We start from the raw sequence: 25,245 nt of genomic DNA, 5'->3' as shown, positions 1-25,245 counted from the left end.
CTGGCACTAGCCATGTGGATATCGTTCGCGGCATGGATATCCTGGGATCGGTCGGAAGAATTGAGGAGCGCAGCTACTGCTTCGTCGACGCTTGCGGAGACTCTGGCGGCCAACACGCGCCAGGTTCTCGGCGAAGCGGAACTGGTGGCGGCCGTGGTCGCTCGCGAGGTGCAGATGCACGGCCTGGACCTTGACCTAAAGCAATTGCAAGAGCTTGGCCTCCTCCATTCCAACGTGTTTTTACAGGTCGCGGTTATCGACAAGGAGGGAATGCTACGAGCCTCGTCGTTGTCCAAGAAGAGCGCACTGGATCTGTCTGACCGAGACCATATACGGGTCCATCTAGAAGGACGGTGGCCGCGCGACAGACTCTTCATCAGCAGGCCTTTGGTCGGACGGTTAAGCGGACAAACGTCGATCCAAATGACTCGCGCCATTCTCGACAAAGCCGGAGAGCTCATTGGCGTTGTCACAATTTCGGTACAGCCTAGTTACTTCACCAATTTGTACAAGCTGTTGGACATCGGAAACCTGGGCATGGTCACCGTTATTGGTGCGAAAGACTATGTTGTCAGGGCCCGGCGCACGAACGCCGGTGAGGCGCTGGGCGACGAACTCGGCGCAAGCAACCGCTTGCGGGAAATGATCAAGCGACAAAGCGCCGGCAGCTTCCGGGCCAACAGTCCGATAGATGGAATTGACCGTATTTCAAGCTATCAGGTCCTAAGCCCATATCCCTTGGTCGTGGTGGTGGGCTACGCGACGGAAGAGTATCTCGCAGCATATCGCGACCGGCGGGACCTGCTTTTGCTTACGGGCGCGATCATCACCGTTCTCATGGCGTTTGCCGAGTGGCGCAAAGTCAGGTTGGTGCGCCGGACCGCGGAATTGGCGTTGCGCGAACACGCCGCCACTGCACGCCAGGCTGAAAAAGCAGCGTATTTGCAGGCCTGGTTCAGGGCGATCCCCGACGCGGCGGCCGCGTTGACGAACGGAAAAGTCCTGAACGTCAACCCCAAGCTGCTAAATCTGGTGGGCACGGAGCTCGACGAGATATCCGGATCGTCGCAGGAGCGATTGGCGGATCTGCTGTTGGCACATGACTTGTCCGAAGATCGCCGTGAAAAGGTTCAAGCCCTAGTTGATGCGTTGGAGAGAATCGAACCAGGGGCGGGACACAGGCTGGTCATCCAAGTCCAAGATACGCGATTGCACGTCTTCGAGTTCCGTATAGAGGCTTTGGAAACCCCGCACTCGGGTGCCGTCCTTTTGATCAGGGACATCACTGCCGAAAGCCAGATCGACAGGATGAAGAGTGAATTCATCTCCATTGCGGCCCATGAATTACGAACTCCTACCGCAGGCATTCTCGGATTGGCCGAACTGCTAGCGGCCGAGCGCGTCCCGGAGCCGCGGAAGCAGGAAATCTATCGGATGATCAGTCTCCAGGCAACGAATCTGTCGCGCTTAGTGGCGGACCTCCTTGACCTGGCACGGATCGAGGCCAGAGCGAATAAAGAAATCCGTCAAGAGGAAATCGATTTGGCCGATGCGGTCTATGGGGTCGTCAGCAAAATGCCCGAGACCTGTTCGAACGTCCACCTGCTTTTTCCGCCAGGTCCGATCCGCGTCTTGGGCGAGCTCCCATTGATCGAGAGCGCCGTACGCAACGTTCTCGAGAACGCATTCAAATATTCCGGCGCCGACTCTCCGGTAGAGATTCGGCTAACGACAGAGAATGGTCGGGCCTTGCTCAGTATTACTGACCGAGGCATTGGCATCAGCCCCGAAGACCTCGAGCGGGTATTCGAGAAGTTCTACCGGGTCAACCGCAACGGCCCTATCCCGGGGACAGGCCTTGGCCTCGCGTTGGTGAGCGAGATTGTTCAACTGCACGGCGGCAAGGTCTGGATCGAATCCGAGCTTGGAAGTGGTACGAGCGTGCATATCTCGCTGGCGATGGCCCCATGATCCGTTGCGGCACTGAACATCTCGTGGATAGTTGTCTCGGGAACCCACAATGACATCGAAACTCCACACCAGGCGAACGATATATGTTCCGGACGCCGCGGCGCTCCAACATATCTACGAGTTGAATCTCAACTACCTTTTACTCGTGAGGAGGGCCGTCAAGGAACAAAAGACGAGACTGCCGCAGCTGGGCATCTCGCCAGATGCCGCTCGTTGGATCAGCTCCCAGCCCATGGAACGCATAACAAAATTGGGGCGGTCTTCATTCCTCATTTGTCGCATGAATATCTCGTCATCCGAAATACTCCTCGCGCTGGCGCGAGACCGAATGGCCGATAGCGTGATGATGGCTCGGTCGGTGGACGAGTCGATTATTTGAATTTCTGAAAATGGCCGCCTTGGTTGCGGTCCTCAATAAGCTTGGAGAGGAATATGTTCAAGAATATAACGGTTGCCAAGCGACTCACCTTGGGATTCGGCACCACGATTGCGCTGGGGATTGGCATCGTAGCCTACGCCGCGATGACAATGAACGGATTAAACGCGGACATTGGCCGGCTTGCGTCGGTTCACATGGTGAACATTGACAACCTGAGCAAAGTCAAAGGGAACCTCGAAGCCATAGGCCGCTACGCGCGCAACATCATTATCAACAACGAACCCTCATTCGCCTCGGCCGAAAAGGAGAAGATCAAGCAGCTGCGTCTGGAGAATGATGCCATCATCAAGGACCTTCGCAGCTCCATCCGGTCGACCGATTCGGAAGTTTTCATCAGGACCATAGACGAGAACCGTGGACCCTACAATGCCGCGCTCGATAACGCCATCGGACTCGCGATGAAGGGCCAGAAGGAGGAGGCAAGTTCGCTCTTGATCGAAGAGACCCGTAGATTGCAGAACATTGTGTTCAACGCGGTCGACGGCGCCTTTGCCTTGGAAAGGAAAGAGGCGGACGGCATGGTGCAGGGAAGCCATGAAAAGGCCGCTTTCGGCGTTGTTTTGATGAGCGGATTGGCCTTTCTCATGGCTCTTGTGGGCCTGGCCGTGGGATGGGCGGTAACGCGTAGCCTACAAAGGGCGTTGGGTGCGGAACCGCAGGATCTGAGTAGCACGGTTGCAAGAGTGGCGAGTGGCGATCTGAGTGGCACGCTTGCCACGCGTCCAGGCGACACCTCCAGCGTCATGTTCAACTTGGCTCGCATGCAGGCCAGCCTCATCGAAGTCGTGTCCACCGTGCGGGAGAATGCGGATAGCGTCGCTTCCGCCAGCGCCGAAATCGCGCAGGGCAACAACGATCTGTCGGCGCGTACCGAACAGCAGGCGGCAGGCCTTGAAGAGACGTCGGCTTCGATGGAAGAAATGGGCTCCACAGCCCAGCAGAACGCCGAGAACTCCCGCCAGGCCACGCAGTTGGCGACCAGCGCGAGCGGTGTGGCCGCGCAAGGAGGCCGTGTGGTCAGCGAAGTGGTCCAGACGATGAAGGAAATAAACGACAGCAGCGAGAAGATCAACCAGATCATCGGCGTCATAGACAGCATTGCATTTCAGACGAATATTCTCGCGCTGAACGCTGCCGTAGAAGCTGCCCGGGCGGGGGAACAGGGACGAGGCTTTGCGGTAGTGGCAGCCGAGGTCCGAACGCTTGCCAAACGGAGTGCTGAAGCAGCCAAGGAGATCAAGGAATTGATCGGCAGCAGCGTCGAGCGTGTCGCTCGCGGCACCGCGCTCGTGGATCAGGCTGGCGTGACCATGCAGGAAATCGTCCAGTCGATCCAGCGGGTGAGCGACCTCATGGGCGAAATCAGCAGCGCCAGCGAAGAACAGAACGCTGGGGTGAACCAGGTGGCCGAGGCGGTTAGCAGCATGGACCAGGCGACACAGCAAAATGCCGCGTTAGTCGAGCAAAGTGCGTCCGCTGCCATGAGCTTGCAAGCGCAAGCGGAACAGTTGGTTAAAGCGGTGGGCGCGTTCATACTGCCAAGTGGCGAAGCACCTGCACCGCAGGCACTTTTGGATGCCCGGCCGGTTAAGGCTAAACGTTTTGAACGCAACGGCTCCCGGTCATCGCCCGGTTCCCGCCGGCGCGCTTCGGCCGCCCTTGCAGTGGTTGGCGCTTCCGATGACGGGAATTGGGACAGCTTTTAGCAGGTAAGGACAAAGTTGCGCCAAGGTACCGGCACCCTCTGCCCCGGCGGCCCTTGGTCGGGGCGTGGGAAACGGCCCGAACCAGAAACGCCACTGGTTTCAGATAACTGGGACTTCCTGACACGAAAGCAGTGGAGCGGGTGATGGGAATCGAACCCACGCTTGAGGCTTGGGAAGCCGCCGTTCTACCATTGAACTACACCCGCGTAGGCCGTTGCGCAGGCGTTCAAACCCGGCAAGGTGGCGCATTATACTCCGGCGGCTGCCGGCTGCCGGCTGCGGGACGATCCGTGCGCGGCGCCTTCTTGCCAAAGACCATCGGAACGCCCGCGCCTACCGGCCAGCCCTACCATGCCAACGCGTAAGCCGGCCGCCTGGGATCTGCTCCCGCGTGCAACAGACCCGTGCTCGGATTCCGCACAATCGCGCATACCGCACCTGATCGCCAGGCAATGGCTGACCACATTTCGACGTCGTAACCAAATTCCCGCAGCCGGCGCACAGTGTCTGGCTCGATCCGGTTCTCCACACACAACCGGCCGGGAAGGTAGGTGTGCGGTGCGAAGGAGTCGGGGAAGTTAAACGTGGCGACTCGCGGGGCTTCGATGGCAGCCTGAATATCCATGCCGAACGTCATGGCGTTCAGGAAAACCTGCAACATCGCCTGGCACTGGACATCGCCGCCGGGCGTGCCCCACGCCATTGCAATATGGCCGTCGCGTAGCGCTAGGGCTGGGGTGGGCGTGAGACGTGGCCGCTTGCCAGGGCGCACTGAAGCCGGATGCGCTGGATCCAGCCGGCTCTGCGAGCCACGGCTGGAGACCAGCAAGCCCATGCCATCGATCATGGGCGTGTCGTACATCGTGTCGGACAGGGTGGCCGAATAGGCATTGCCGTATTTGTCCGCCACGCAAGCATAGATAGTGTCCAGCGACGGCCGGACGGCGCCTTCGCTCGGCGCCAGGCAGTCTGCCCTGTAAGCCTGAAAACCTGGAATTTCCAGAGGCTCATACATGCGGCCCTCCGTGCACGCCGGGTCTATGCGGGCGAACTGTCGCGCGGCATGGTCGGCGCCCAGGAGATGCCGGGTAGGTACATTTACGAACCCCGGATCTCCGATGAAGGCCTCCCGGTCGGCGAAAGCCAAGTTCAGCGCCTCTGCCAAGAGGTGGAGATACTGAGGAGTGTTGTGCCCGATCGCCGTCAGGTCAGCATTTTCCAGGATCTTCAGCGCTTCCAGCAGCACAATGCCCTGACACCAGGTATCGCAGGAATGGATTTCGTAGTCACCGTAGTTACAGGCAATACTGTCTTCCACGGGTACGTTGAAACCGGCTAGGTCTTCAGCAGTCATGAAGCCGCCGTGCTTGGCGTGGAAATCTGCGATGTCCCGCGCGATGCCGCCTCGGTAGAAGCAGTCGTGCACCGCCTGCAACTTGGCCTCACGATTGCCCGGAGTCCCGCGTTCCGCCTCGATCATTCGACCGATTGTCTTGGCAAGGTTCTCCTGCCGCAGCCTCGTGCCGATTGGCGGAGTCACGCCGCCAGGCTGGAATATTGCTGCGTTCTCGGGATAACGCGCAATTAAGTCCCGACGCAAGTCCAGCGACTGGTATAGCGTCGGATACATGCAGAAACCCTCACGGGCCAGCTCGTAGGCGGCGGTGACTGCCTGCTCGAACGAGATCGAGCCGTAGCGGCGCAAGGCCTGAATATGCGTGGCCGGAGCCGCAGGCAGAATTTGCCGCAGGATGCCGGCCGGCACATGGGCGCCGCCTTCCATCCGGAGGCGTTCCACGTCCGTAGCCGCCGGCCAGCAGCCGAGCCCGGCAAGACTGATGACGCGGTTCTCCTCTTTGATGTAGATGAGCGTCGGAGCGACGCCGGCGAAGGAGACGATATCCGGCTGCAGCACCGCCAGCGCCATGGCGGCAGTGACTCCGGCGTCGATCGCGTTACCACCCTGGTCGAGTATTCGCATTGCCGCCAGACTGGCTAGAGCATGTCCAGTGGAAACGGCGTAGTGGTTGCCAGAGACGGTGGGACGCCAGGACACCGCGGGGATATCTTTCATCTTGGACATGGTCAGGCTCCGGACGGGTGCTTATTGCGGCTGCAAGTTTAAAGACGCCATCAGAGCCCGATATCGCGCGATCTCTTCTTTCATGAAGGCGCCGAAGTCGGCGCTGTCACTGCCGATGGGATCGATATACAGCCGGTGCAGCGCTTCGCGTGTCTCGGGAAGCTGCAGAAAGCGGAAAGTCTCGTCGTGCAAGCGCTGCACGATATCGGCGGGCGTGCCGGCTGGAGCCAGCAGGCCATACCAAGAGCCAACGGTAAAGCCGGGATACCCGGATTCCGAAATCGTCGGCACATCGGGGAGCGCGCCCAGGCGATGGTCGCTGGCGACAGCGATGGCCTTGAGTGTCTTGCCCTTGATTAGGTCCAGCGTCGCCCCAGGCGTATTGAAGGAGAACGAGACCTGGTTGGCCACCACTGCCTGCAGGGCGGGGCCGCTGCCACGATAGGGAATGGCCAGCGCATCGATACCGACCCGGTGTTCGAATTGCAGGGTGGCCATATGGGTAGTCCCGTAGTTCCCGCCGGTGGAATAATTCACCACGCCAGGATGCGCCTTGGCGTATTGGATCAACTCGGCCAGCGTATTTGGGGCAAAGCCGTTGGAAGCAACCAGAATATTCGGCCCGCCAGCGATTTGCGTGATCGGTATCAGATCACGTAAGGGATCATAGGGTAAAGACCGATTGGTGGCCGGAGCGATGGTCAGTTCCGCATTCGCACCGAATAACAAAGTATTGCCGTCGGCCTCCGCATGGGCGACATAGGCCGCACCAACGGCACCGGCAGCGCCACCGCGATTTTCGACAACCACCGCTACGCCCAGGCGGTCCGAAAGATCCCTGGCGAGCAAGCGCGCGACGATGTCCGTGCCGCCGCCGGGAGGATACGCGACCACCATACGGATCGGCTTGGACGGCCACGCGGCTGCGGTAGCCGGCACACTTGGCAGGACGAGGAGGACAGTTCCGAGGAACATGGCGGCACGTCGCGTCGCCACGTAGACAACCCGGGCCCAGGCCCGCGCTGAAATACTCATGAAAATCCCTTCTTTTTGCATTAATGCTTTGCGGTCGCGGACCGCGCATTGGAATGCCAGTGTAGGCATCCCGTGTGGCCGCAATAAACAGTATTTTGAATACTGATATTCAAAATCAATTTTTCTTATACAAAGGACACATGAGGCGGAGCCTTGCTAGCGTTCGCTCCTGGACACCGTCTATCCGGATGCGTGCGTTTTCGAGTTGGAACCATCGATGACCGACTTGCCCTATCACTTCAAAGCGGGGACCACCCCCTTGCTGATCTCCATCCCACACCTGGGTCGTGAAATACCAGATGCCCAGCTATCCCGCATGACGCCGCGGGCGCTCCAACGACCAGACACTGATTGGCACCTCGATCTTCTCTACGATTTCGGCGAAGAATTGGGCGCGTCGATACTTCATGCACGCTATTCGCGCTATGTGGTAGACCTGAATCGTCCGCCGGACGACGCGCATCTCTACCCCGGCCAGGAGAAAACCGGGCTTTTCCCCGAGCTGACGTTTCATGGAGAACCGCTGTACCTGGACAACGCCGTACTCTCGGCGCAGGAGCGCGAACGACGCCTGAACGACTACTGGCACCCGTATCACGCCAAGCTCGCCCTCGAGATCGACCGGATCAGGGCGCGGCACAGCGTGGTGCTCTTGTGGGAAGCGCATTCGATAGCCAGCGTGCTGCCACGTCTGTTTGACGGCAAGCTGCCAGACCTGAATATTGGCACGGCCCAGGGAAGGAGCTGCGGCGCTAACGTGATCGGAGCGGTGGAGGGAGTATTGCAGAACTGCCGTTACACCTGGGCGGTGGACGGCCGCTTCAAGGGCGGGCATATTACTCGTACTTTTGGCGATCCCGACCACGGCGTGCATGCGGTCCAGTTGGAAATGTGCCAATCGACCTATATGAGCGAGTGCTACCCTTACGAATACCGGAAAGGACTGGCCAGCGAGATCAAGCCAGTCATCAGAGCCATGATTGTGGCGGCGCTCGAAGCGCTGCGCTCACCGGATCGTCAGTGAGCATGCCGATGCCGGATACCCCCGAAACCTATCCTGACTGGAGCTTGCTCGCTACTTGGGTGACGGTCGTGGAGTCCGGATCCGTATCGGCGACATCACAACGTCTCGATATTTCTCAGGCCGCCGTCTCGCAACGGTTGAAGCTGCTCGAAAGCACCGTCGGTGCGGAACTGATGGACCGCTCGACGCGCCCGGCGCAGCCCACCGCTGTCGGGCTGTGGCTATTCGAGCAGGCCAACCGCCTGCTGTCCCAGGCCGCGGAGATGGCCGAAGGCGTGCGCAATTTCAGCCATGCGAAGCGACACGTCGTGCGCTTCGGCTGTGTCGATTCCTTTGCCGGTACGCTGGGACCAACATTGATCCGGGGACTATCGGGAGAGTCCCGCCAGATTCTGCTGTGGTCCGGCCTGACGCCTCTGCTGGACGAGCAGATGGAGAACCGGAAACTTGACATGGCGGTTACCACGTCGGGGGTCGCTCACCGACCTTCTGTCAAGAAGCAGCCGTTGTTCTCGGAGCCATATCTGCTAGTGCTGCCGCGAGATTTCGAGGCCAGCGGATTGCATTCCTTGACGGACCTAGCCAGGCGGCTGAAGTTCATCCGCTACAGCGCGCGATCCGTTATCGGGTCCGACGTAGATCGTTATCTGGACGCGGCGGGCGAAAAAATGGAGCGCACCTACGAATTCGACAATACCGATCCCATGCTTAGTCTCGTTTCAGAGGGAATGGGCTTCGCGCTGAGCACTCCGCTCTGTATCTGGCAGTCGCGACATTTCCTTGAACAACTGCGAATTCTGCCGCTGGCCGCACTGCCCGGCACGCAGGCGCGCTCACGCCTGCCGTGGCGGCGCACTTTCTATCTTTCATACCGGGAAAATGAGTTTGGAAAGTTGCCCGGCGAGGCAAGGAACGTCATCGGGATTGGAGTCGGAAAACTGTTCCAGAAGGAAATCGGGCCAGCGTTGAAACTGCCGGTGGAGACGCTGTGGCAGACCGCGGGACGTCCACCCCGCGGAATCATTTCCTGACGCCGTCAATGCGCGGATACCAAGACGTCACATGCCACTGTAATTCGGGCCGCTTCCCCCCTCCGGCGCAACCCATACGATATTCCCTGTCGGGTCTTTGATGTCGCAGGTTTTGCAGTGAACGCAGTTCTGCGTGTTGATCTGCAGCCTCGGCGAGCCCCCCGGTCCATCGATGAACTCGTAGACGCCCGCGGGGCAATACCGCGTTTCCAACGCGGCATAGCGCTTTTTGTTAATGAGCGCGGGAACCTCGGTATCTTTTAGGGTCAGGTGCACTGGCTGGTCGCTTTCATGGTTAATGTTGGCGAGATGCACGGAGGATAGCCGGTCGAAAACCAGGCGGCCGTCGGGTGCAGGATACAAAATCGGTTTACGCTTCGAAGCGCACTGCGTGCGCTCTCGGTCTTTGATGCGATTGCGTAAGGTCCATGGGAATCTTCCACCCAGCAGTTTCTGCTCGACGCCGGTCATCAGCGCGCCCAGATACAGGTTCTTGCCCAGCCACTGCTTGACGTTCCTGGCACGACTCAGATCGGCGTGCAGCCAGGACTGCTCAAATTTCTCCGGATAGGTTGACAGTACGTCATGACGCCTGCCCTCCTGCAATGCTTCATAGGCAGCCTGTGCCGCCAGCATTCCAGACTTGATCGCGGTATGACTGCCCTTCAAGCGCAGACTGTCGAGAAATCCCGCATCGCATCCTGCCAAAGCGCCGCCGGGGAACGCCAAGGCAGGCAGGCTGTTCAGGCCACCCGCCGCGATGGCGCGGGCTCCATAAGCCAAACGCCGGCCGTTCTCCAGGTGGCGCCGGATGGACGGGTGACATTTAAGGCGCTGGAATTCATCGAACGGAGAAAGAAAGGGATTGCGGTAGGCTAGGCTGACCACCAATCCGACGGCGACTCGTTGTCGGTCGAGATGATAGAGAAAACCGCCCCCTTGGGTACTCGCGTCCAGAGGCCACCCCAGGGTGTGAAGGACAAGGCCGGCGCGGTGCTGTTGTGGCGGCACCTCCCATATCTCCTTGATGCCGAGACCATACGTCTGTGGATCGCTGTTGGCGCGGAGTGCGTAACGGTCCATCAACCGCAGCCCGAGGTGTCCGCGCGCGCCCTCACAGAAGAGGGTGTATCGCGCACGCAGCGCGATGCCAGCTTGATACCGGGTTCCGCGAGAACCCGTCTTACCGACGCCCATGTCGCCCGTGAGCACACCACCCACGGCGGCGCTTTCGGTGTACAGAACGTCCGTCGCAGCGAAGCCAGGGAACAGGTCGACTCCCGCTTCCTGCGCCTGATTTCCCAGCCATTTGACGACGTCCGAGAGGCTGACCGCATAGTTACCGCCGTTATGGACCGCGGCAGGCAGCAACACGCCCGGAATGCGCCAGGCGCGGCGTTCGGTGAGAAACAGAAAGCGGTCGTCATTGACGGGGGTGTCCAAAGGCGCGCCGCGCTCCTGCCAGTCCGGGATCAGCTCGTTCAGTGCCTTGGGGTCCATGATTGCACCGGACAGGATATGGCCGCCGATCTCGGCCGCCTTATCCAACACACAAACGGACACTTCGCTGCCTTGCGAGGCGGCGAGCTGCTTCAACCGAATAGCGGCCGCCAAGCCCGCTGGCCCGGCACCGACGATTACGACGTCATATTCCAGCTCGTCGCGTTGGACTGAATTTCCGGTATCGGTTGACGCCATATTCAATACTCCGTTCGTTGAAGACGTGCAAGCGTAGGAGCAATCGGGGATGGGCAAGGGCAATGTAAGCCGCAGCGATGCAGATCATCGCCGCCACGCCGGCAACCGAAGCGGCCTGGTCGGCTTACCCTAAAGCGCCGCTTTTTATGAATATCAGACTTTCTTATGTAGAGGGCTGTTCACTCGAATGCCGGTAGCCTGATCCCACGTAGTGTCCATATGAAAAGGGGATCAATCATGTCGCTCACCGCCATTCGCATCCGGACATCGGCCTGGCTTCGGTACATCGGTATAACCCTGTCTATCGCGGCTGCTTCCGCCGCAGGTCCGGTGCGGGCTCAGCCTTATCCCGCGCGTCCGGTGACCATCGTGGTGCCGTTGTCCGGGGGCAGCGCTACAGACGGGATGACGCGGATATTGGCTGAGCAATTGAGCAAGAAATGGGGCCAAGGAGTGATTGTGCTCAACAAGCCAGGTGGCAGCGGCACGATAGGCACCACCTATGTCGCCAGGTCGCCCGCCGATGGGTATACCTTGCTGGCGATGTCCAGTAATCAGGTCATTGGAGACAGCCTGCTTCCGGAGCGTCCGGTCGATATCAAAACCGCCCTGCGTCCCATCGTGTCGATAGGCGGCGTGCCTCTGGTCCTTTGTGTGAACGACGCCGTACCGGCAAATTCCGTGCAGGGCTTGATCGACTTGGCCAAGTCATCACCCGGACGCCTGAATTACGGTTCGCCAGGGGTAGGAAGTACGGCGCACATCGCGGCCGCGCTGTTCGCCCGACAGACTAGCATTGCGTTGACGCACGTTCCCTATTCCGCCGTCAGCCAGGCGCAATCTGGGTTGGCATCGGGTCAGATCGACCTGATGTTCATCATTCCGTCCGTGGCGCGGCAGTTGGCCGATCTGGGCAAGATCCGCTGCCTTCTAACCAACTCCGTCACGCGCATTCCGCTGTTCCCCGATCTCCCCACTATGAAGGAAACCGGCCTGAGCGATTTTGAGGTCGACGACTGGATCGGCTTGGTAGGACCGGCAGGCATGCCGGAAGAGGTTGCGCGCAAGATTTCGGCGGATGTGTTGGAGGCCATTGCGAAGCCCGATGTCCGGAAGCGCATCGAGAACGTGGGCATGATCGAAAAGCCCCTTCCCTACGACGAATTCATATCCCGGTATCACGGCGATTTCTCGCGTTGGCTACATGTGTTGAAAGAGATTGGCTTGATAACGCCGACAAGGTAATTCGAACCGAACCATGACCACTCTGCAAACGCTTGCTCGGCGCCTGTGCGCCGCGTCTACCGACACCCTACCGCAATCCGCGCTCTCAAGTGCCCGGAAATGCCTGCTGGACCTGCTGGGCTGCGCCGCCATGGGCCGGGACAACCCGTCGGTACGGCACGCCCGGGAATGGGCGTCCGAAGCATTTCCCACCGGCAAGCACCGTATCTGGTTCAGCGCGGACACGCTGTCCATGCCGGGAGCGGGGTTCGTCAACGCCTGCGCCGCTTCAATATTGGATTTGGACGACGGGCATCGCGCCGCGTCCGGCCACCCGGGAGCGGCGGTCATCCCCGCCGTACTGGCCGCGGCGGAAAAGACAAGTGCGTCGATGGGCGAGGTGCTTACAGCAATCGTGTGCGGCTACGAGGCGGGAGTGCAAATCGCGCGCGCGCGGGTGCCCTATCCAAACAGGTCAGTTGCAAGCGGACGCTGGACTGCGCTCGCCGTGGCCGCTGGTGCAGGCCGTCTCTTGCGGCTTTCCGAGGAGGAGCTCGCCCACGCCATGGGGCTGGCGGAAGCGTACGCACCGAACATGCTGGCGGCCGATCATGCCGGCTTCGCGGGCAGTGATTCCAAGGAAGGCATTCCCTGGTCCGTGATCGCGGGGTTGTCCGCAGTTGAGCAGGTAGCGCACAGGTTCCATGGATATATCAGCGCGCTCGACAATCCGGCCGAATATATTCCAGGCGCGATCCTTAACAACACCAGCGATCCCTGGCTGATCGAGGGCACGTATTTCAAGCCCTATGGGTGCTGCCGTTGGATCCACGCCGCTATCGATGCGGTATTGGACATGCGGCGCGCCGGGGTTGACGCGTCTGCGGTGGAAAGCATCGAAATCGCAACTTTCGCGCGCGCGTGCAGTCTTGCCAACGACCCGGCCCCGCGCAGCACGATCGCAGGTCAATTCAGCATTCCGTTTTGCGTGGCCGTCGCGCTGGTGGACGGGGAAGAAGGGCTGCTGCCACTGCGGCCGCAGGCGCTGACTCGCGGTGACATTCTGGGCGTGGCCAATCGCGTGAGTTGGCGCTGCGACGCGGAATTGGACCAGATGTTTCCCGCCCAGGTGCCGGCACGAGTGACCATGCGCATGCGAGGAAAGACCATGGATTCCCTGGTGGCTGTGCCGCTCGGCGACCCGGCCTGCCCCATGCTGGCCTCACACTTCGCCGCTAAGTTCGCGGCACGGCGCAGCGGAGGGAATACGGATGATTTCAGCAAAATGATGGCGCTGCTGCTACCGGAGTCGCCTCCCACGCAGCAGGAGGACGACGCTGCCCTGCAGGCAATCGGCAAATTTGTCGCGCCGGCGTGAGAACGAAGCCCCCGTTTGATTTCAGCATAACTTTTTCTTATCTGGCGCAGGTGAAGCAATACCCGGCGCAAACTGGGCATTTCTACAAAGGATGTTCATGCAATCTTTCGATGTGATCGTTATAGGCGCTGGCGTGATTGGCAGTTCGGTGGCGTTCCACCTGTCGCGCCTGGGAGCCGGCCGTGTCCTTGTCGTGGACAGATCGACGATAGGTGCGGGAACCACGTCCCAGTCTTCGGGCATTTTGCGTACTCACTATTCGATAGCGGAAAACGTAGAACTGGCACACCGTTCCTGGAATGTCTTCAACAACTTCCAGGCTTATCTGGAAGATGAGGACGCCTCGTGTGGGCTAGTGAAATGCGGCTATTTGATCAGCGCCGCCGAAGGCGAAAAGGCAGAGGCGCTGCGTGCATCACTGGATGCGCAGCGGAGCAAGGGTGTCAAAGTGGAAATCCTGGACATGGCCCAGGCTGGCGAGCTGCTACCTATTGCCCGGTTCGATGGTGATTCGCTGATCGGGTTCGAACCCGAGGCCGGGTTCGCCGATGCTTACCTGGTCTCAACCAGCTTCGCCAAGGCGGCCCGGCGAGGCGGAGTCTTGATACGCGAGAATTTGCGGGTGACGGGCCTGCTACGCGACGGCGATCGAGTTATTGGCGTATCCACCGCCGAAGGCGACATCCGGGCTGGAACGGTGGTCAGCACGCAAAATATCTGGACGCCGGAATTGGCGGGGTGGCTTGGCTTGCCGCTGCCCCTGACACCGGAAAGACATGCAGTCCTGTCGCTCGAATGCGAGCAGGCGCCCTATACGTACGATATGCCGGTCTACAAAGATCTGGCGTCACCTGGCATGCTGTATTGCCGCAGCTACGGCGGCAAGCAGATGCTGGTCAGCGAAGGAGTGGTCGGCGAAAAACTGAGTGGGGCCGAGTCCAGACAAGGCGATATTTCGCTCGACTATGTGGCCGATGTCGGCGCCCAGGTTGCGGCCCGGTTTCCCGCTTACGAGACCGCTGGCCTGGCGTCGTCGTGGACCGGTGTCTACGACGTCACCCCTGATTGGAATCCGGTAATGGGCCGTGTCTCCGGCATCGAAGGGCTGATTGTGGGATTCGGGTTTTCGGGGCACGGCTTTAAGCTTTCACCGACAGTTGGCAGGGTTCTTGCGCAGGCCGCTTTGGGGCTGCACACCGATGTGCCGTTGACGCCGTATTCGCTCGACCGATTCAGAACCGGATCGCTACTGGTGGGGAGATACGGGTTGGGTGCGGTGTCCTGATGGCGCGCGAGATATCGATGGGGATAGGCCGCCTCGCCGACTTGCTGCCGGAACCCTGGGCCAATGGTCTGGGCGTTACCCAGACGTTAGCGGTGCACGCATCGCCCGGGCTGCGATGGCGCGTCAGTCTTGCCTGCATTGATCGGCATACCTCTTATTCGTCCTTCCCCGGTTGCATCCGCTGGTCGATGGTGTTGACGGGACAAGGGGTGGACCTGGCGTACGAGGATGAGCGGGTATTGCTTGAGCCGGGGAAAATGACGCGATTCGACGGTGCGCTCGCGTGGGAAGCCCGGTTAGTTGATCAACGGGTCGGCGTGCTGAATGTAATGGCCTTTCCCGCGACAAGCTCCCTGACTCCAGAAGTACGGATGGAACATGTTCAGGAGGCGCTAGTGAGCGAGCCGGCGCGCATGCGCCTCGTGCTGGCGGATCAGGGCCCGTGCGAATGCTTCGTCAAGGACGCGTGCCTACATCTCGAAAGCGGCAGTTATCTGCTGGAGCGCGACGCACGGATGCCTTTGAGGATGAAAGCGGGTCCGTTGGGCGCGGTCTACGTCGCGATCGTGTGAAGCGTGCCGGTATCGGAATCGCGTATTGCGGTTGAGCGTGCGGCGGGATTTGTGTCCGGCGGTTCCGGACACCACTTGAGGAAATATCAATGAAGGTACTTGTCGCGGTTAAGCGTGTCGTCGACCCGAATGTGCATGTGCGCGTTAAAGCGGACGGCGGCGGAGTCGAAACCGAGGGAGTGAAGATGACCATGAATCCCTTCGACGAGATAGCGATGGAGGCCGCCGTCCGGCTTAAAGAGACGGGATGCGCGGCCGACGTCCTTGCCGTGTCCTGCGGGCCGACACAGTCCCAAGAAACGCTGCGCACGGCACTGGCCATGGGGGCCGACCGAGCTATTCTGGTCAGGTCTCCTGAAACCCTGCAACCGCTTGGCGTGGCCAAGCTATTGGCGGCCGTCATACGGCGTGAAAACCCGGGACTGGTCATCCTGGGCAAGCAGGCCATCGACGACGACTTCCACCAGACCGGCCAGATGCTCGCCGCCATGCTGGGATGGGCGCAAGTCATTAATGCTAGCGACCTCAAGGTGTCGGACGGACAGGCGACGGTAATTCGGGAGGTCGACGGGGGAACCGAAACCGTGGTCGCGCGGCTACCGGCGGTGGTAACGGTCGATCTGCGCTTGAACGAACCGCGCTACGTCACACTGCCCAGCATCGTGGCAGCACGCAGAAAACCCCTGGAGTCACTAGCGGCGGCGGACCTGAGCTCGGATATCGAACCGCGTTTGCGCGTGGTCGAAGTACGTGAACCGATCGCCCGCAAGAAAGGCCGGATGGTAAATGACGTCCAAACCTTGTACTCGCAATTGAAGAACGAAGCGAAGGTGATCTAGACATGGCCGTTCTGGTTATTTCCGAACACGAAGGCGGATCGTTGAAACCCGTCACATTTAATACCCTGGCCGCCGCTGCCCAGGTCGGCACGTGCGTCGATATGTTGGTGGGGGGCAGCGCGCCCGAAGCCGCGGCCCGGCAAGCCGGTGGATTGAAGGGTGTGCGGGAAGTGCTGCACGTGACCGCCGCATGCCTGGCCGACGGGCTGCCCGAGTCCTGGGCCTTGCAAGTCGCCTCCGTGGCCGAACACTACACGCACATTTTCTTTGCGGCTTCTTCTTTCGGCAAGAACGTGGCGCCTCGACTGGCCGGGCTTCTCGACATGGCGGCATTATCCGACGTGATCGCGGTGATTTCGCCCAACATTTTTCAGCGGCCGATCTACGCCGGCAACGCCGTCACCACCGTAGAGGTCCTGGACTCACTAAAGATCGTTACGGTTCGATCCAGCGCGTTCGCCGTACCGGAGATGGACGGAGGTTCGGCCGGTTTACGGCGTATTCCCGCGGTTGAAGACCCGAAACTATCCCGGATCGTGAGCCGGCAGGCGATAGCCTCACAGCGACCCGATCTCGTCAGCGCTTCGGCCGTCGTCGCGGGAGGACGAGGGATGGGGAGCGCGGAAAACTTCGCAATGTTGGACACGCTGGCCGATAAATTGGGTGCCGCCGTAGGCGCATCGCGTGCCGCCGTGGATGCGGGTTATGCGTCAAACAGCTTACAAATTGGACAGACCGGCAAAATCGTGGCACCGGACGTGTACATCGCGGTGGGTATCTCCGGCGCCATACAGCATCTCGCCGGCATGAAGGACTCCCGGGTCATTGTGGCGATCAACAAGGATCCCGAAGCGCCGATTTTTGGCATTGCCGATTATGGCTTGCGGGCCGATCTGTTTGACGCGGTGCCTGAACTTAGCAGATTGATAGACACTTGGGGAACCAGCGGATGTCCAGTAGAACGCCAGGGAAAGTCGGTGTGGAGCGGGTGATGGGAATCGAACCCACGCCTGAGGCTTGGGAAGCCGCCGTTCTACCATTGAACTACACCCGCATCGGCCGTACCGTCGGCGGGCGCCGCGGCAGGGAGGCGGATTATAGCGCGGCCAAGGGGCCCTTGGCCGACCGCCCCCCGACCGGCCGCGCCTAGCCGGCCGCGCCTAACCGGCCGCACCTAGCCGGCCGCACCCCATCCGCCCGTGGCTGTTTGCATCATCTATGTATCCCGCGCGCGCTCCTCGCCCCACTACAATGGCGCGCTATGAATACCGATCCAATCTCCGAAGACGCCGAGCCTCCCGCTCCGTCTCCCGTTTCGCCGTCCACCCCGTCGACCTCGACCCAGTCGGGGTCCGCCCTGTCGCCCTCCACTGAGGCAGCCCTGGCGTCCAGCGAACACGCGCCCGACAGCCCGGGCGCGACGCATATCCGCAGTTTCGTCCACCGCCGCGGCCACATCACGCAGGGGCAACGTGACGCCCTGGAGCGTCTCCTGGCCGAATGGTCCATCCCCTACACGCAGCGCATCCTGGATCCGGCCGCCGTGTTCGGCCGCCGGGCGCCGACGATCCTGGAAATCGGCTTCGGCATGGGCGAGACCACCGAACGCATCGCGCTGGACCGCCCCGGCGACAATTTCCTGGGCGTGGAAGTCTTCAATGCGGGCGTGGGCTCCATGCTCAAACGCATCGAAGCGTCCGCCCTGCGGAACGTCCGCATCATCCAGCACGACGCGGTCGAGGTCCTGCGCGACATGATCGCGCCCGATTCGCTGGACGGCGTCCATATCTATTTCCCCGATCCTTGGCCGAAGAAGCGCCACCACAAGCGCCGGCTGATCCAGCCGCCCTTCGTCGCGCTGCTGGCCAGCCGGGTGAAATCAGGTGGTTACGTTCATTGCGCCACGGACTGGGAACACTACGCGCAACAAATGCTCGAAGTGTTAGGCGCCGAGCCGCGGTTGCGCAACACCGCCGACGGCTACGCGCCCCGTCCGGAGTTCCGTCCGCAGACCAAGTTCGAGACCCGTGGCCTGCGGCTGGGTCATGGGGTCTGGGACCTTATGTTCAAGCGAGTCGCCTGAATGCTATTTCGCGCCATCGAACCCTATCGTCACGGCATGCTGGATACCGGCGACGGTCACCAGGTGTACTGGGAGCTGTGCGGGAATCCGCACGGCAAGCCGGCTGTTTTCCTGCATGGCGGCCCGGGCAGCGGCTGCTCGCCCGTGCATCGGCAATTATTCGATCCGGCCCAGTACAACGTGCTGTTGTTCGATCAGCGCGGCTGCGGGCGGTCCCGGCCGCATGCCAGCCTGGACAACAACACCACCTGGCATCTGGTCGCCGATATGGAGCGCCTGCGTACCGAGATCATGGGCGCGGATCGCTGGCTGGTGTTCGGTGGATCGTGGGGGTCGACACTGGCGCTGGCCTATGCCGAGACGCATACCCAACACGTTGCGGGGCTGATCCTGCGCGGCATTTTCACCGTGCGGCGGTCGGAAGTGCAGTGGTATTACCAGCACGGTGCGTCGGAGCTATTCCCTGATCTATGGGAAGAGTATCTGGCGCCCATTCCGCCGGAAGAACGGCATGACATGGTGCAGGCCTACCGCCGCCGCCTGACGGGCAACGATCCGGTCGAACAGTTGAGGGCGGCCAAGGCGTGGAGCCGCTGGGAAGACAGCACCATTACCATGCTGCCCAGCACGCGCCATCAGCAAAGCCACGCCGGCGACCAGGCGGCGCTGGCCTTCGCCCGCATCGAAAACCATTATTTCGTCAACGATGGCTTCATGGCGGAAGGCCAGCTCATCCGTGACGCGCACAAGCTGCGTGAGGTGCCGGGCGTGATCGTCCAGGGACGCTACGATGTCTGCACGCCCGTGCGTACGGCCTGGGATTTGCATCGCGCCTGGCCCGAAGCGCGGCTGCAAATCGTTCCGGACGCCGGCCACGCGTTCGACGAGCCCGGCATTCTTGCCCACCTGATCGAAGCCACCAACCGCTATGCGGCGACGGGCCGCCCCTGAACAGGACTGCTCATCGTTAGCCAGACCACACCATGATGAATATTCAGTTGAATGGCGAACCGCGGGAGATTGCCCCGGATACGACGGTTCTGGGCCTGCTGGAATTGCTGGGCTACGTCGGCAAACGCGTCGCCGTCGAAAAAAATGGTGAAATTGTTCCTAAAAGTCAGCACGCTGAGACACGACTGCAACAAAACGACAAGCTGGAGATCGTTGTCGCAGTGGGCGGGGGCTGATACAACCCACTGTTACGGCACAGCGCATTCCCCGACAGCGAATTCGCAACCAGTTACAACTGATTGACGATATGCGGTCTAAGCCGTACGCATAATGGACTCGCCATTGAACTTCCGCAGCGTGTTCGATGGGAATACCGGCGCGGATCTTTCCCCTCCCGCTCCGGCACATCGGCCAGGTAACCCTGGCCGCTTTTTTGTGTGTCGGTCAGCGCATGCCGCCGAAGCGGCCCAGGCCCTTGAGCCCGCCCATGGCCCGCATCATCTTGGCCATGCCGCCCTTCTTCATCTGCTTCATCATGCCCTGCATCTGCTCGAACTGGGATAGCAGGCGATTGACCTCTTGCACCGGCACGCCGGCGCCCGCCGCGATGCGGCGCTTGCGCGACGCCTTGATGAGTTCCGGCTTGGCGCGCTCGGCCGGCGTCATGGAATTCAATATGCCTTCGGTGCGGCGCAGTTGCTTGTCGGCCTGGCCGCTCTGCAGCTGACCCGCCGCCTGCTGGAACTGGGCCGGAAGTTTTTCCAGCAATGAGCCCATATCGCCCATTTTCTTGACCTGGCCCAGTTGCTCCCGAAAGTCGTTCAGGTCGAAGCGATTGCCGGACTTGAGCTTGGTCGCCAGCTTTTGCGCTTCCGCGATATCGATATTGCGCTGCGCCTGCTCCACCAGCGACACGATGTCGCCCATGCCCAGGACGCGCTGGGCCATGCGGTCCGGATAGAAAGCCTCCAGGCCGTCCAGTTTTTCCGAGACGCCGACGAATTTCAGCGGCTTGCCGGTGACATGGCGCACGGACAGGGCCGCGCCGCCGCGGGCGTCGCCGTCCAGCTTGGTCAGGACGACGCCGGTCAAGGGCAGCGCATCGGCGAAGGCGCGCGCGGTATTGACCGCATCCTGGCCCTGCATGGCGTCGACCACGAACAGGGTTTCAACGGGATGGACCAGGTCATACAAGGCGCGGATTTCGCGCATCATGGCCTCGTCTATGCCCAAACGGCCGGCGGTATCGACGATCAGCACATCGTAGTGATAGCGGCGCGCGTGGTCGACGGCGTTGCGGGCGATGTCTTCCGGCTTCTGGCTGGGATCGGACGGCAGGAAATCGACGCCCACCTGCGCCGCCACGGTTTTCAACTGCTCGATGGCGGCGGGGCGGTAGACGTCGGCGCTGACCACCAGGACTTTCTTCTTGCCCGTCTTGCGGCCGTTCTGGACGTGGTTGCCTTCGGACAGCCAGCGCGCCAGCTTGCCGGTGGTCGTGGTTTTACCGGCGCCCTGCAGGCCGGCCATCAGGATGACGGCGGGCGGCTGGACGGCCAGCGAGAGCTCGCCGGCTTCCGCCCCAAGGTCGCCGCCCATCAGCGCGGTCAGTTCCTTGTGGACGATGCCGACCAGCGCCTGTCCGGGGCTGAGGCTGGACGCGACTTCTTCGCCCAGGGCTTTTTCCTTGACGCGCGCGACGAAGTCGCGCACCACGGGCAGCGCGACGTCGGCTTCCAGCAGGGCCATGCGCACTTCGCGCAGCATCTCCTGGGTGTTGGCTTCGGTCAGGCGAGCTTCGCCGCGCAGCGTCTTGACGACGCGCGACAGGCGTTGAGTAAGGTTGTCGAGCATGAGATGCGTTTCCGCTTAAACTATTCGGCTGGCAGGGGCCGGCACCGCGCGTATCGCGCCGGCACGTGCGGTATTGGCAAAACCCGGCGGAAACCGGGCGAAACCAGTCGGTAAAACCGGCCGGCAAACCCGCCGGATCATCCGCGCGCAGGCCCCATCGAGAAGAACAACGGTTCCTATGTCATTTGGCATTGTATTTCACGCGGTCGCCGCGCTGGCGTACGCGGTGCTCGGCGCGTCGCTGTGGCGTCGCCTGGGCGGGGCGGATGGCATCCAGCACGCGGGGCGGGTCGCCCGGACCTGCCTGATGGGCGCCCTCTTCCTGCAGGGCGTGGCGCTTTACCAGTCCCTGCTGGGCGGTCCCTATCTCTTCATCGGCTGGGCGCTGGCCTTGTCGGCGGCGATCTGGCTGGGCATGGTGATTTTCTGGCTGGAGAGCCTGGTCGTCCGCATCGACGGCCTGTTGCTATTGCTGCTGCCGGCCGCCGCCTTCGTCTGCGCGCTGGCGAGCGCTTTCCCGCAAGGGCAGGTCGTGCCCCATGCCAACAATTCCTGGTTGCGGGTCCATCTGGTGATCGCACTGATGGCCTATGGCTTGATGACGGTGGCCGCGGTGCAGGCCATGTTGATGGCCTTGCTGGACCGCCATCTGCATCGCCCGCTGGAGCAGCCCGACGGCGCCAGCCTGATGGGCAAGGTGCTGGACGTACAGCCGCCCCTGCTGATGCAGGAACGACTGCTGTTCCGCATTATCTCCATCGGTTTCGCCGTGCTGACGCTGACCGTCATCACAGGGTCGGTCGCGTCGTATATGCTGACGCAGCACCTGCTTCCTTTCGATCACAAGACGGTTTTCACGCTGCTGTCGTGGCTGACCTTCGGCGTGCTGCTGCTGGGCCGCTACCGCAAGGGCTGGCGCGGCCGCGTGGCGCTGCGGTGGACCTTGTCGGGTTTCGCCTTGCTGCTGCTGGCGTATACCGGCAGCCGGTTCGTGCTGGAAGTTCTATTGCATCGGGGTTGAAGTGGGCAAGGTACTTTTCTGGATCATCGTCGTGCTGGTCGCGCTGACCGTCGCGCGCATCGCCGCGCGCGCCAACGCCCGCAATGCGGCGCGCGATGCCGCCGGCGCACAACGCGGCACACGAGGCAACACCCAGGCCAGCAACGGCGGCAATGGCGCGGCAAAACGCTCGCGCGGCCGATCCGGCGCCTCGCAACGCGCCGTGCCGGCCGAACAGATGGTGCGCTGCGCCCACTGCGGCATCCACCTGCCCCGTTCGGACGCCACCCTGGTCGACGGACGCACCTGGTGCAGCCAGGAACACGCCAGGCTGGGGGCCAAATACTGACGCGACACCATAGGACAACACGACGGAATGACGCTGCAACTCGATCGGCATGGATGGTTGAAACCCGCGCGTGGGGTGACGCACGCGCCCTCGCCCAATCATGATGCAAGGCCGGACGGGACGGCGGTATCGCTGCTGGTGATCCATAACATCAGCCTGCCGCCGGGAGAGTTCGGCGGTCCGCATGTCCATGGCCTATTCCTGAATACCCTGGAGTATGGGGCGCATCCCTGGCTGGAGCGCCTGCGCGGGCTGCGGGTATCGGCGCATTTCTTCGTTCGGCGCGATGGCGCGATCGTGCAATTCGTCAGCACGGACGCCCGGGCCTGGCATGCCGGCGTGTCATGGTTCGATGGCCGCGAGCGCTGCAATGATTTTTCCATCGGCATCGAGCTGGAAGGCACGGACGTGCTGCCCTATACCGATGCGCAGTACGCGGCGCTGGCGCGGCTGACGCCGGCGCTGAGCGTGCGCCATCCCTTGCGGGCGGTACGCGGCCATTCGGATATTGCGCCGGTGCGCAAGACGGATCCGGGGCCGGCATTCGAATGGACGCGATTCGGCCATTTGTGCGGCTTTGCTCGGCGCGCGCTGCCTGAGCGCTGAAGACCCTCCGGACGGCGCCAGCGCGCGCGGCCCGCGTCGATCAGGCGGCTTGCGCGGCCTGAACGGCCTCCGGCGGCCGCCATCCCAATTCACCGGATATCCCATGCGCGGCGGCTTGCACGGCCGGCACCATTTCGCGCATCCGCTCCATGGGCATGTAGGGAATGGTGCTGGACACGCTGATCGCCGCAACGATGGCCCGGGCCGCGTCGCGCACCGGCGCGGCCACGCAGCGGATCGACGGCTCGTTATCCTCCAGGTCGAAGGCATAGCCCGACCCGGCGTAATCGCGCATGCGCGCCAGGAACCGCTCTTCCGGCTGCGCATTGCCCGCGGCCTGGGGTGACACCGGAGCCCCGGCCCGCAGCATCGCCAGCCATTCCGTCTCATCGCCGTCCAGCAGCAAGGCCTTGCCGACGCCGGTCACGGCCAGCGGCATGCGGTGGCCGACGCGCGAACGCATTTCCAGGCCCTTCTTGCCGGATATCTTGTCCAGATAGAGCGCATCCGCGCCATCCCGCACGGCCAGATGGATGGTGTCGCCGCTAAGACGCGCCAGCTCGTCCAGGTAAGGACGGGCAAGCGTGGCCAGCGGGATCTCCTCCCGCGCCTGGAAGCCCAGTTCGATTAAGCGCGGCCCCAGCATATAGCCGTAGCCGGGCAGCACGCGTAGATAGCGCTCCTGCACCAGACAGCTGGCCAGCCTATGGGTCGTGCTGCGCGCGACCTGGATGCGCGCGCAGATGTCCCGCAGGTCCCGCGCGCCAGCCGCGACGGCCTGCACGACGGCAAGCCCGCGCATCAAGGTCTGGGTGCCCAGCGTCTGCGACGCCGGATCCGCCTGTTTCGTTGAATCCATCCCTGCCATTTCCAAATTTGCGGTCGCTGTAGCGCATCGCGGGCGCCCGCCCTGGCGCGGGTGCCCGCGCCAAGGCAGCGTGCCGTTGAATTCCCATTACATCCCTATATATGGGACGAAATTCTATATTTTGAGCAAGACATCGGCAAGGAATAGAATCCGGCCAGGAGGCAAGTAAGGACCAACAAACAAGGAAGAATTTATGAATGCGGACGCAACACCCTCCGCGGTGCTCATCGCCCTGGACTGGGGCACATCTTCGTTGCGAGCCTACCGCATGGGCGCCGACGGTGTGGTGCTGGACACGCGCCACCTGCCCTGGGGGATCATGCGGCTGCCGGGGCCTCCCACCGACGGCCCCATGCCAACTACGGCCGCCGCGGGTTTCGAACTGGCCTTCGATCAGGCATGCGGCGACTGGCTGCGCGCGCAGCCTGGCTTGCCGGTCATCGCCTGCGGAATGGTGGGCAGCGCGCAAGGCTGGGCGCAGGCGCCCTATCTGGAGCTTCCGGCCGACCCGCGCGACATCGGATCGCGGTTGGCGACAGTCGATACGCATCGCGGCGCCACGCTGCACATCATCCCGGGCCTGCTCCAGCGGCAGGGCCTGGCCAACGTGATGCGCGGCGAAGAAACGCAGGTCGTCGGCATCATGGGCAGCGCAGCCGTTGAAGGCATGGCCGGCGGCCGCGCGGCGGCTGAAGACGAGGCCGATGCGGCGGACGACCTTCTGGTGGGCCTGCCCGGCACCCATTGCAAATGGGTACGGGTGCGCGGCGGCCGCATCGTCGAATTCGACACTTTCATGACCGGAGAGGTCTATGCCGCGCTGCGCGGCCACACCATCCTGGGCCGCACGATGGAAGACCCCGCGGCGCCGGATGACGCCGCCTTCCAGCGTGGCCTGGAAGTTGCAGGCTCGGCGCTGGGCCGGGGCGGCGTGCTGTCGACGATTTTCAGCACGCGCGCGATGGGGCTGACGGGACAGTTGTCCGCGCAAGCCCAACCGGATTACCTGTCCGGCCTGCTGATCGGACATGAAGTCGGCGCGCTACGCGCGCTGCTGGATGCGCGCGGCATGCCGTCGCGCATCGTTCTGTGCGGCGACGAGGACCTGTGTCGCCGCTATGCGAGCGCTTTGCCGCATTTTGGCCTGGCTGCTCCCACCCTGGCCGGCCAAGCCGCCGAGCGCGGCTTGTGGCGGCTCGCCGTATCGGCCGGCCTGGTCCGCCGGCCCTGAACCGCAACGAGGAATCGC

The 25,245-nt window shown here is 62.0% G+C and carries 23 protein-coding genes and 2 tRNA genes; 18 read left to right on the top strand and 7 right to left on the bottom strand.

Features of this window, described 5'->3' with window-relative positions:
• The first annotated feature begins 12 nt into the window (after positions 1–12).
• From ACNA0R_RS20550 to ACNA0R_RS20540, 3 genes are read left to right on the top strand one after another with little or no spacing between them, the layout of a single operon-like run.
• Positions 13–1,971 carry an ATP-binding protein gene (locus tag ACNA0R_RS20550; RefSeq protein ID WP_415827911.1) on the top strand — a complete coding sequence of 653 codons (1,959 nt, stop codon included), beginning with the start codon at positions 13–15 and terminating at the stop codon, positions 1,969–1,971.
• A 49-nt stretch (positions 1,972–2,020) separates the two neighbouring features.
• Entirely contained in the window at positions 2,021–2,350 is a 330-nt protein-coding gene (locus ACNA0R_RS20545) for a flagellar transcriptional regulator FlhD (RefSeq protein WP_415827910.1), read from the top strand.
• A 53-nt stretch (positions 2,351–2,403) separates the two neighbouring features.
• Entirely contained in the window at positions 2,404–4,116 is a 1,713-nt protein-coding gene (locus ACNA0R_RS20540) for a methyl-accepting chemotaxis protein (protein ID WP_415827909.1), read from the top strand.
• Positions 4,117–4,248: 132 nt separating this feature from the next.
• Here the strand turns inward: ACNA0R_RS20540 and ACNA0R_RS20535 are convergent.
• The 3 genes from ACNA0R_RS20535 to ACNA0R_RS20525 all read right to left on the bottom strand — a co-directional run bounded on the left by ACNA0R_RS20535 (position 4,249) and on the right by ACNA0R_RS20525 (position 7,303).
• Positions 4,249–4,322, bottom strand: a tRNA-Gly gene (locus ACNA0R_RS20535).
• Between the two features lie 140 nt (positions 4,323–4,462).
• Positions 4,463–6,199, bottom strand: a complete 1,737-nt coding sequence (locus ACNA0R_RS20530) for a gamma-glutamyltransferase family protein (protein WP_415827908.1) — start codon at positions 6,197–6,199, stop codon at positions 4,463–4,465.
• Between the two features lie 21 nt (positions 6,200–6,220).
• Entirely contained in the window at positions 6,221–7,303 is a 1,083-nt protein-coding gene (locus ACNA0R_RS20525) for a Bug family tripartite tricarboxylate transporter substrate binding protein (protein ID WP_415827907.1), read from the bottom strand.
• Positions 7,304–7,451: 148 nt separating this feature from the next.
• Here ACNA0R_RS20525 and hutG point away from each other — a divergent pair, with 148 nt between their 5' ends.
• Together hutG and ACNA0R_RS20515 are read left to right on the top strand one after the other, a co-directional pair.
• Entirely contained in the window at positions 7,452–8,258 is an 807-nt protein-coding gene (gene hutG / locus ACNA0R_RS20520) for an N-formylglutamate deformylase (RefSeq protein WP_415827906.1), read from the top strand.
• 2 nt (positions 8,259–8,260) lie between these two features.
• Positions 8,261–9,289, top strand: coding sequence for a LysR family transcriptional regulator (locus ACNA0R_RS20515; protein ID WP_415827970.1), 1,029 nt, complete (start codon positions 8,261–8,263; stop codon positions 9,287–9,289).
• A gap of 27 nt (positions 9,290–9,316) precedes the next feature.
• Here ACNA0R_RS20515 and ACNA0R_RS20510 read toward each other — a convergent pair whose 3' ends face one another.
• The gene (locus tag ACNA0R_RS20510; RefSeq protein WP_415827904.1) at positions 9,317–10,987 is read right to left on the bottom strand and encodes an electron transfer flavoprotein-ubiquinone oxidoreductase; all 1,671 of its coding nucleotides are present in this window, start codon (positions 10,985–10,987) and stop codon (positions 9,317–9,319) included.
• A gap of 237 nt (positions 10,988–11,224) precedes the next feature.
• Between ACNA0R_RS20510 and ACNA0R_RS20505 the strand changes: the two genes are divergently transcribed.
• The 6 genes from ACNA0R_RS20505 (at position 11,225) to ACNA0R_RS20480 (ending at position 17,277) form a co-directional block, all read left to right on the top strand.
• On the top strand, positions 11,225–12,232 hold the full coding sequence (locus tag ACNA0R_RS20505) for a Bug family tripartite tricarboxylate transporter substrate binding protein (RefSeq protein ID WP_415827902.1): 1,008 nt from the start codon (positions 11,225–11,227) through the stop codon (positions 12,230–12,232).
• A gap of 13 nt (positions 12,233–12,245) precedes the next feature.
• Entirely contained in the window at positions 12,246–13,589 is a 1,344-nt protein-coding gene (locus tag ACNA0R_RS20500; RefSeq protein WP_415827901.1) for an MmgE/PrpD family protein, read from the top strand.
• Between the two features lie 97 nt (positions 13,590–13,686).
• On the top strand, positions 13,687–14,874 hold the full coding sequence (locus ACNA0R_RS20495) for an NAD(P)/FAD-dependent oxidoreductase (RefSeq protein WP_415827900.1): 1,188 nt from the start codon (positions 13,687–13,689) through the stop codon (positions 14,872–14,874).
• Positions 14,874–15,446 carry a HutD family protein gene (locus ACNA0R_RS20490; RefSeq protein WP_415827899.1) on the top strand — a complete coding sequence of 191 codons (573 nt, stop codon included), beginning with the start codon at positions 14,874–14,876 and terminating at the stop codon, positions 15,444–15,446. The genes ACNA0R_RS20495 and ACNA0R_RS20490 overlap by 1 nt, the downstream gene beginning before the upstream one ends.
• 89 nt (positions 15,447–15,535) lie before the next feature.
• Positions 15,536–16,285 (top strand): electron transfer flavoprotein subunit beta/FixA family protein, encoded by a 750-nt coding sequence (locus tag ACNA0R_RS20485; RefSeq protein WP_415827898.1) that lies wholly within the window; start codon positions 15,536–15,538, stop codon positions 16,283–16,285.
• A 2-nt stretch (positions 16,286–16,287) separates the two neighbouring features.
• Positions 16,288–17,277 carry an electron transfer flavoprotein subunit alpha/FixB family protein gene (locus tag ACNA0R_RS20480; RefSeq protein ID WP_415827897.1) on the top strand — a complete coding sequence of 330 codons (990 nt, stop codon included), beginning with the start codon at positions 16,288–16,290 and terminating at the stop codon, positions 17,275–17,277.
• Here ACNA0R_RS20480 and ACNA0R_RS20475 read toward each other — a convergent pair.
• Positions 17,266–17,339 (bottom strand) — tRNA-Gly (locus tag ACNA0R_RS20475). The genes ACNA0R_RS20480 and ACNA0R_RS20475 overlap by 12 nt on opposite strands.
• A 207-nt stretch (positions 17,340–17,546) precedes the next feature.
• Here ACNA0R_RS20475 and trmB point away from each other — a divergent pair.
• The 3 genes from trmB to thiS are packed head-to-tail and all read left to right on the top strand — an operon-like array spanning position 17,547 to position 19,555.
• Positions 17,547–18,368 (top strand): tRNA (guanosine(46)-N7)-methyltransferase TrmB, encoded by an 822-nt coding sequence (trmB, locus tag ACNA0R_RS20470; protein WP_415827896.1) that lies wholly within the window; start codon positions 17,547–17,549, stop codon positions 18,366–18,368.
• On the top strand, positions 18,369–19,319 hold the full coding sequence (gene pip, locus ACNA0R_RS20465) for a prolyl aminopeptidase (RefSeq protein WP_415827895.1): 951 nt from the start codon (positions 18,369–18,371) through the stop codon (positions 19,317–19,319).
• Between the two features lie 35 nt (positions 19,320–19,354).
• Positions 19,355–19,555 (top strand): sulfur carrier protein ThiS, encoded by a 201-nt coding sequence (gene thiS / locus ACNA0R_RS20460; protein ID WP_415827969.1) that lies wholly within the window; start codon positions 19,355–19,357, stop codon positions 19,553–19,555.
• Between the two features lie 208 nt (positions 19,556–19,763).
• Here thiS and ffh read toward each other — a convergent pair whose 3' ends face one another.
• Positions 19,764–21,173, bottom strand: coding sequence for a signal recognition particle protein (gene ffh, locus ACNA0R_RS20455; protein WP_415827894.1), 1,410 nt, complete (start codon positions 21,171–21,173; stop codon positions 19,764–19,766).
• 178 nt (positions 21,174–21,351) lie between these two features.
• Here ffh and ACNA0R_RS20450 point away from each other — a divergent pair, with 178 nt between their 5' ends.
• The 3 genes from ACNA0R_RS20450 to ampD are packed head-to-tail and all read left to right on the top strand — an operon-like array spanning position 21,352 to position 23,128.
• Positions 21,352–22,194 carry a cytochrome C assembly family protein gene (locus ACNA0R_RS20450; RefSeq protein WP_415827893.1) on the top strand — a complete coding sequence of 281 codons (843 nt, stop codon included), beginning with the start codon at positions 21,352–21,354 and terminating at the stop codon, positions 22,192–22,194.
• A 1-nt stretch (position 22,195) separates the two neighbouring features.
• Positions 22,196–22,522: a PP0621 family protein gene (locus ACNA0R_RS20445; protein ID WP_415827892.1), complete on the top strand. Its 327-nt coding sequence runs from the start codon at positions 22,196–22,198 to the stop codon at positions 22,520–22,522.
• 27 nt (positions 22,523–22,549) lie between these two features.
• Positions 22,550–23,128, top strand: coding sequence for a 1,6-anhydro-N-acetylmuramyl-L-alanine amidase AmpD (ampD, locus tag ACNA0R_RS20440; RefSeq protein WP_415827891.1), 579 nt, complete (start codon positions 22,550–22,552; stop codon positions 23,126–23,128).
• A 40-nt stretch (positions 23,129–23,168) separates the two neighbouring features.
• Here the strand turns inward: ampD and ACNA0R_RS20435 are convergent, their stop codons facing one another.
• Positions 23,169–23,996, bottom strand: coding sequence for an IclR family transcriptional regulator (locus ACNA0R_RS20435; RefSeq protein WP_462935919.1), 828 nt, complete (start codon positions 23,994–23,996; stop codon positions 23,169–23,171).
• 193 nt (positions 23,997–24,189) lie between these two features.
• Here ACNA0R_RS20435 and ACNA0R_RS20430 point away from each other — a divergent pair, with 193 nt between their 5' ends.
• Positions 24,190–25,227 carry a 2-dehydro-3-deoxygalactonokinase gene (locus ACNA0R_RS20430; RefSeq protein WP_415827889.1) on the top strand — a complete coding sequence of 346 codons (1,038 nt, stop codon included), beginning with the start codon at positions 24,190–24,192 and terminating at the stop codon, positions 25,225–25,227.
• The last annotated feature ends 18 nt before the right edge of the window (positions 25,228–25,245 follow it).

Origin of the sequence: Bordetella sputigena (genome assembly GCF_965137885.1) — a bacterium.
Classification (GTDB): Bacteria; Pseudomonadota; Gammaproteobacteria; order Burkholderiales; family Burkholderiaceae_B; genus Bordetella_C; species Bordetella_C sputigena.
Note: the sequence above shows the minus strand (reverse complement) of the source record. Positions and strands in the feature narration are given on the sequence as shown.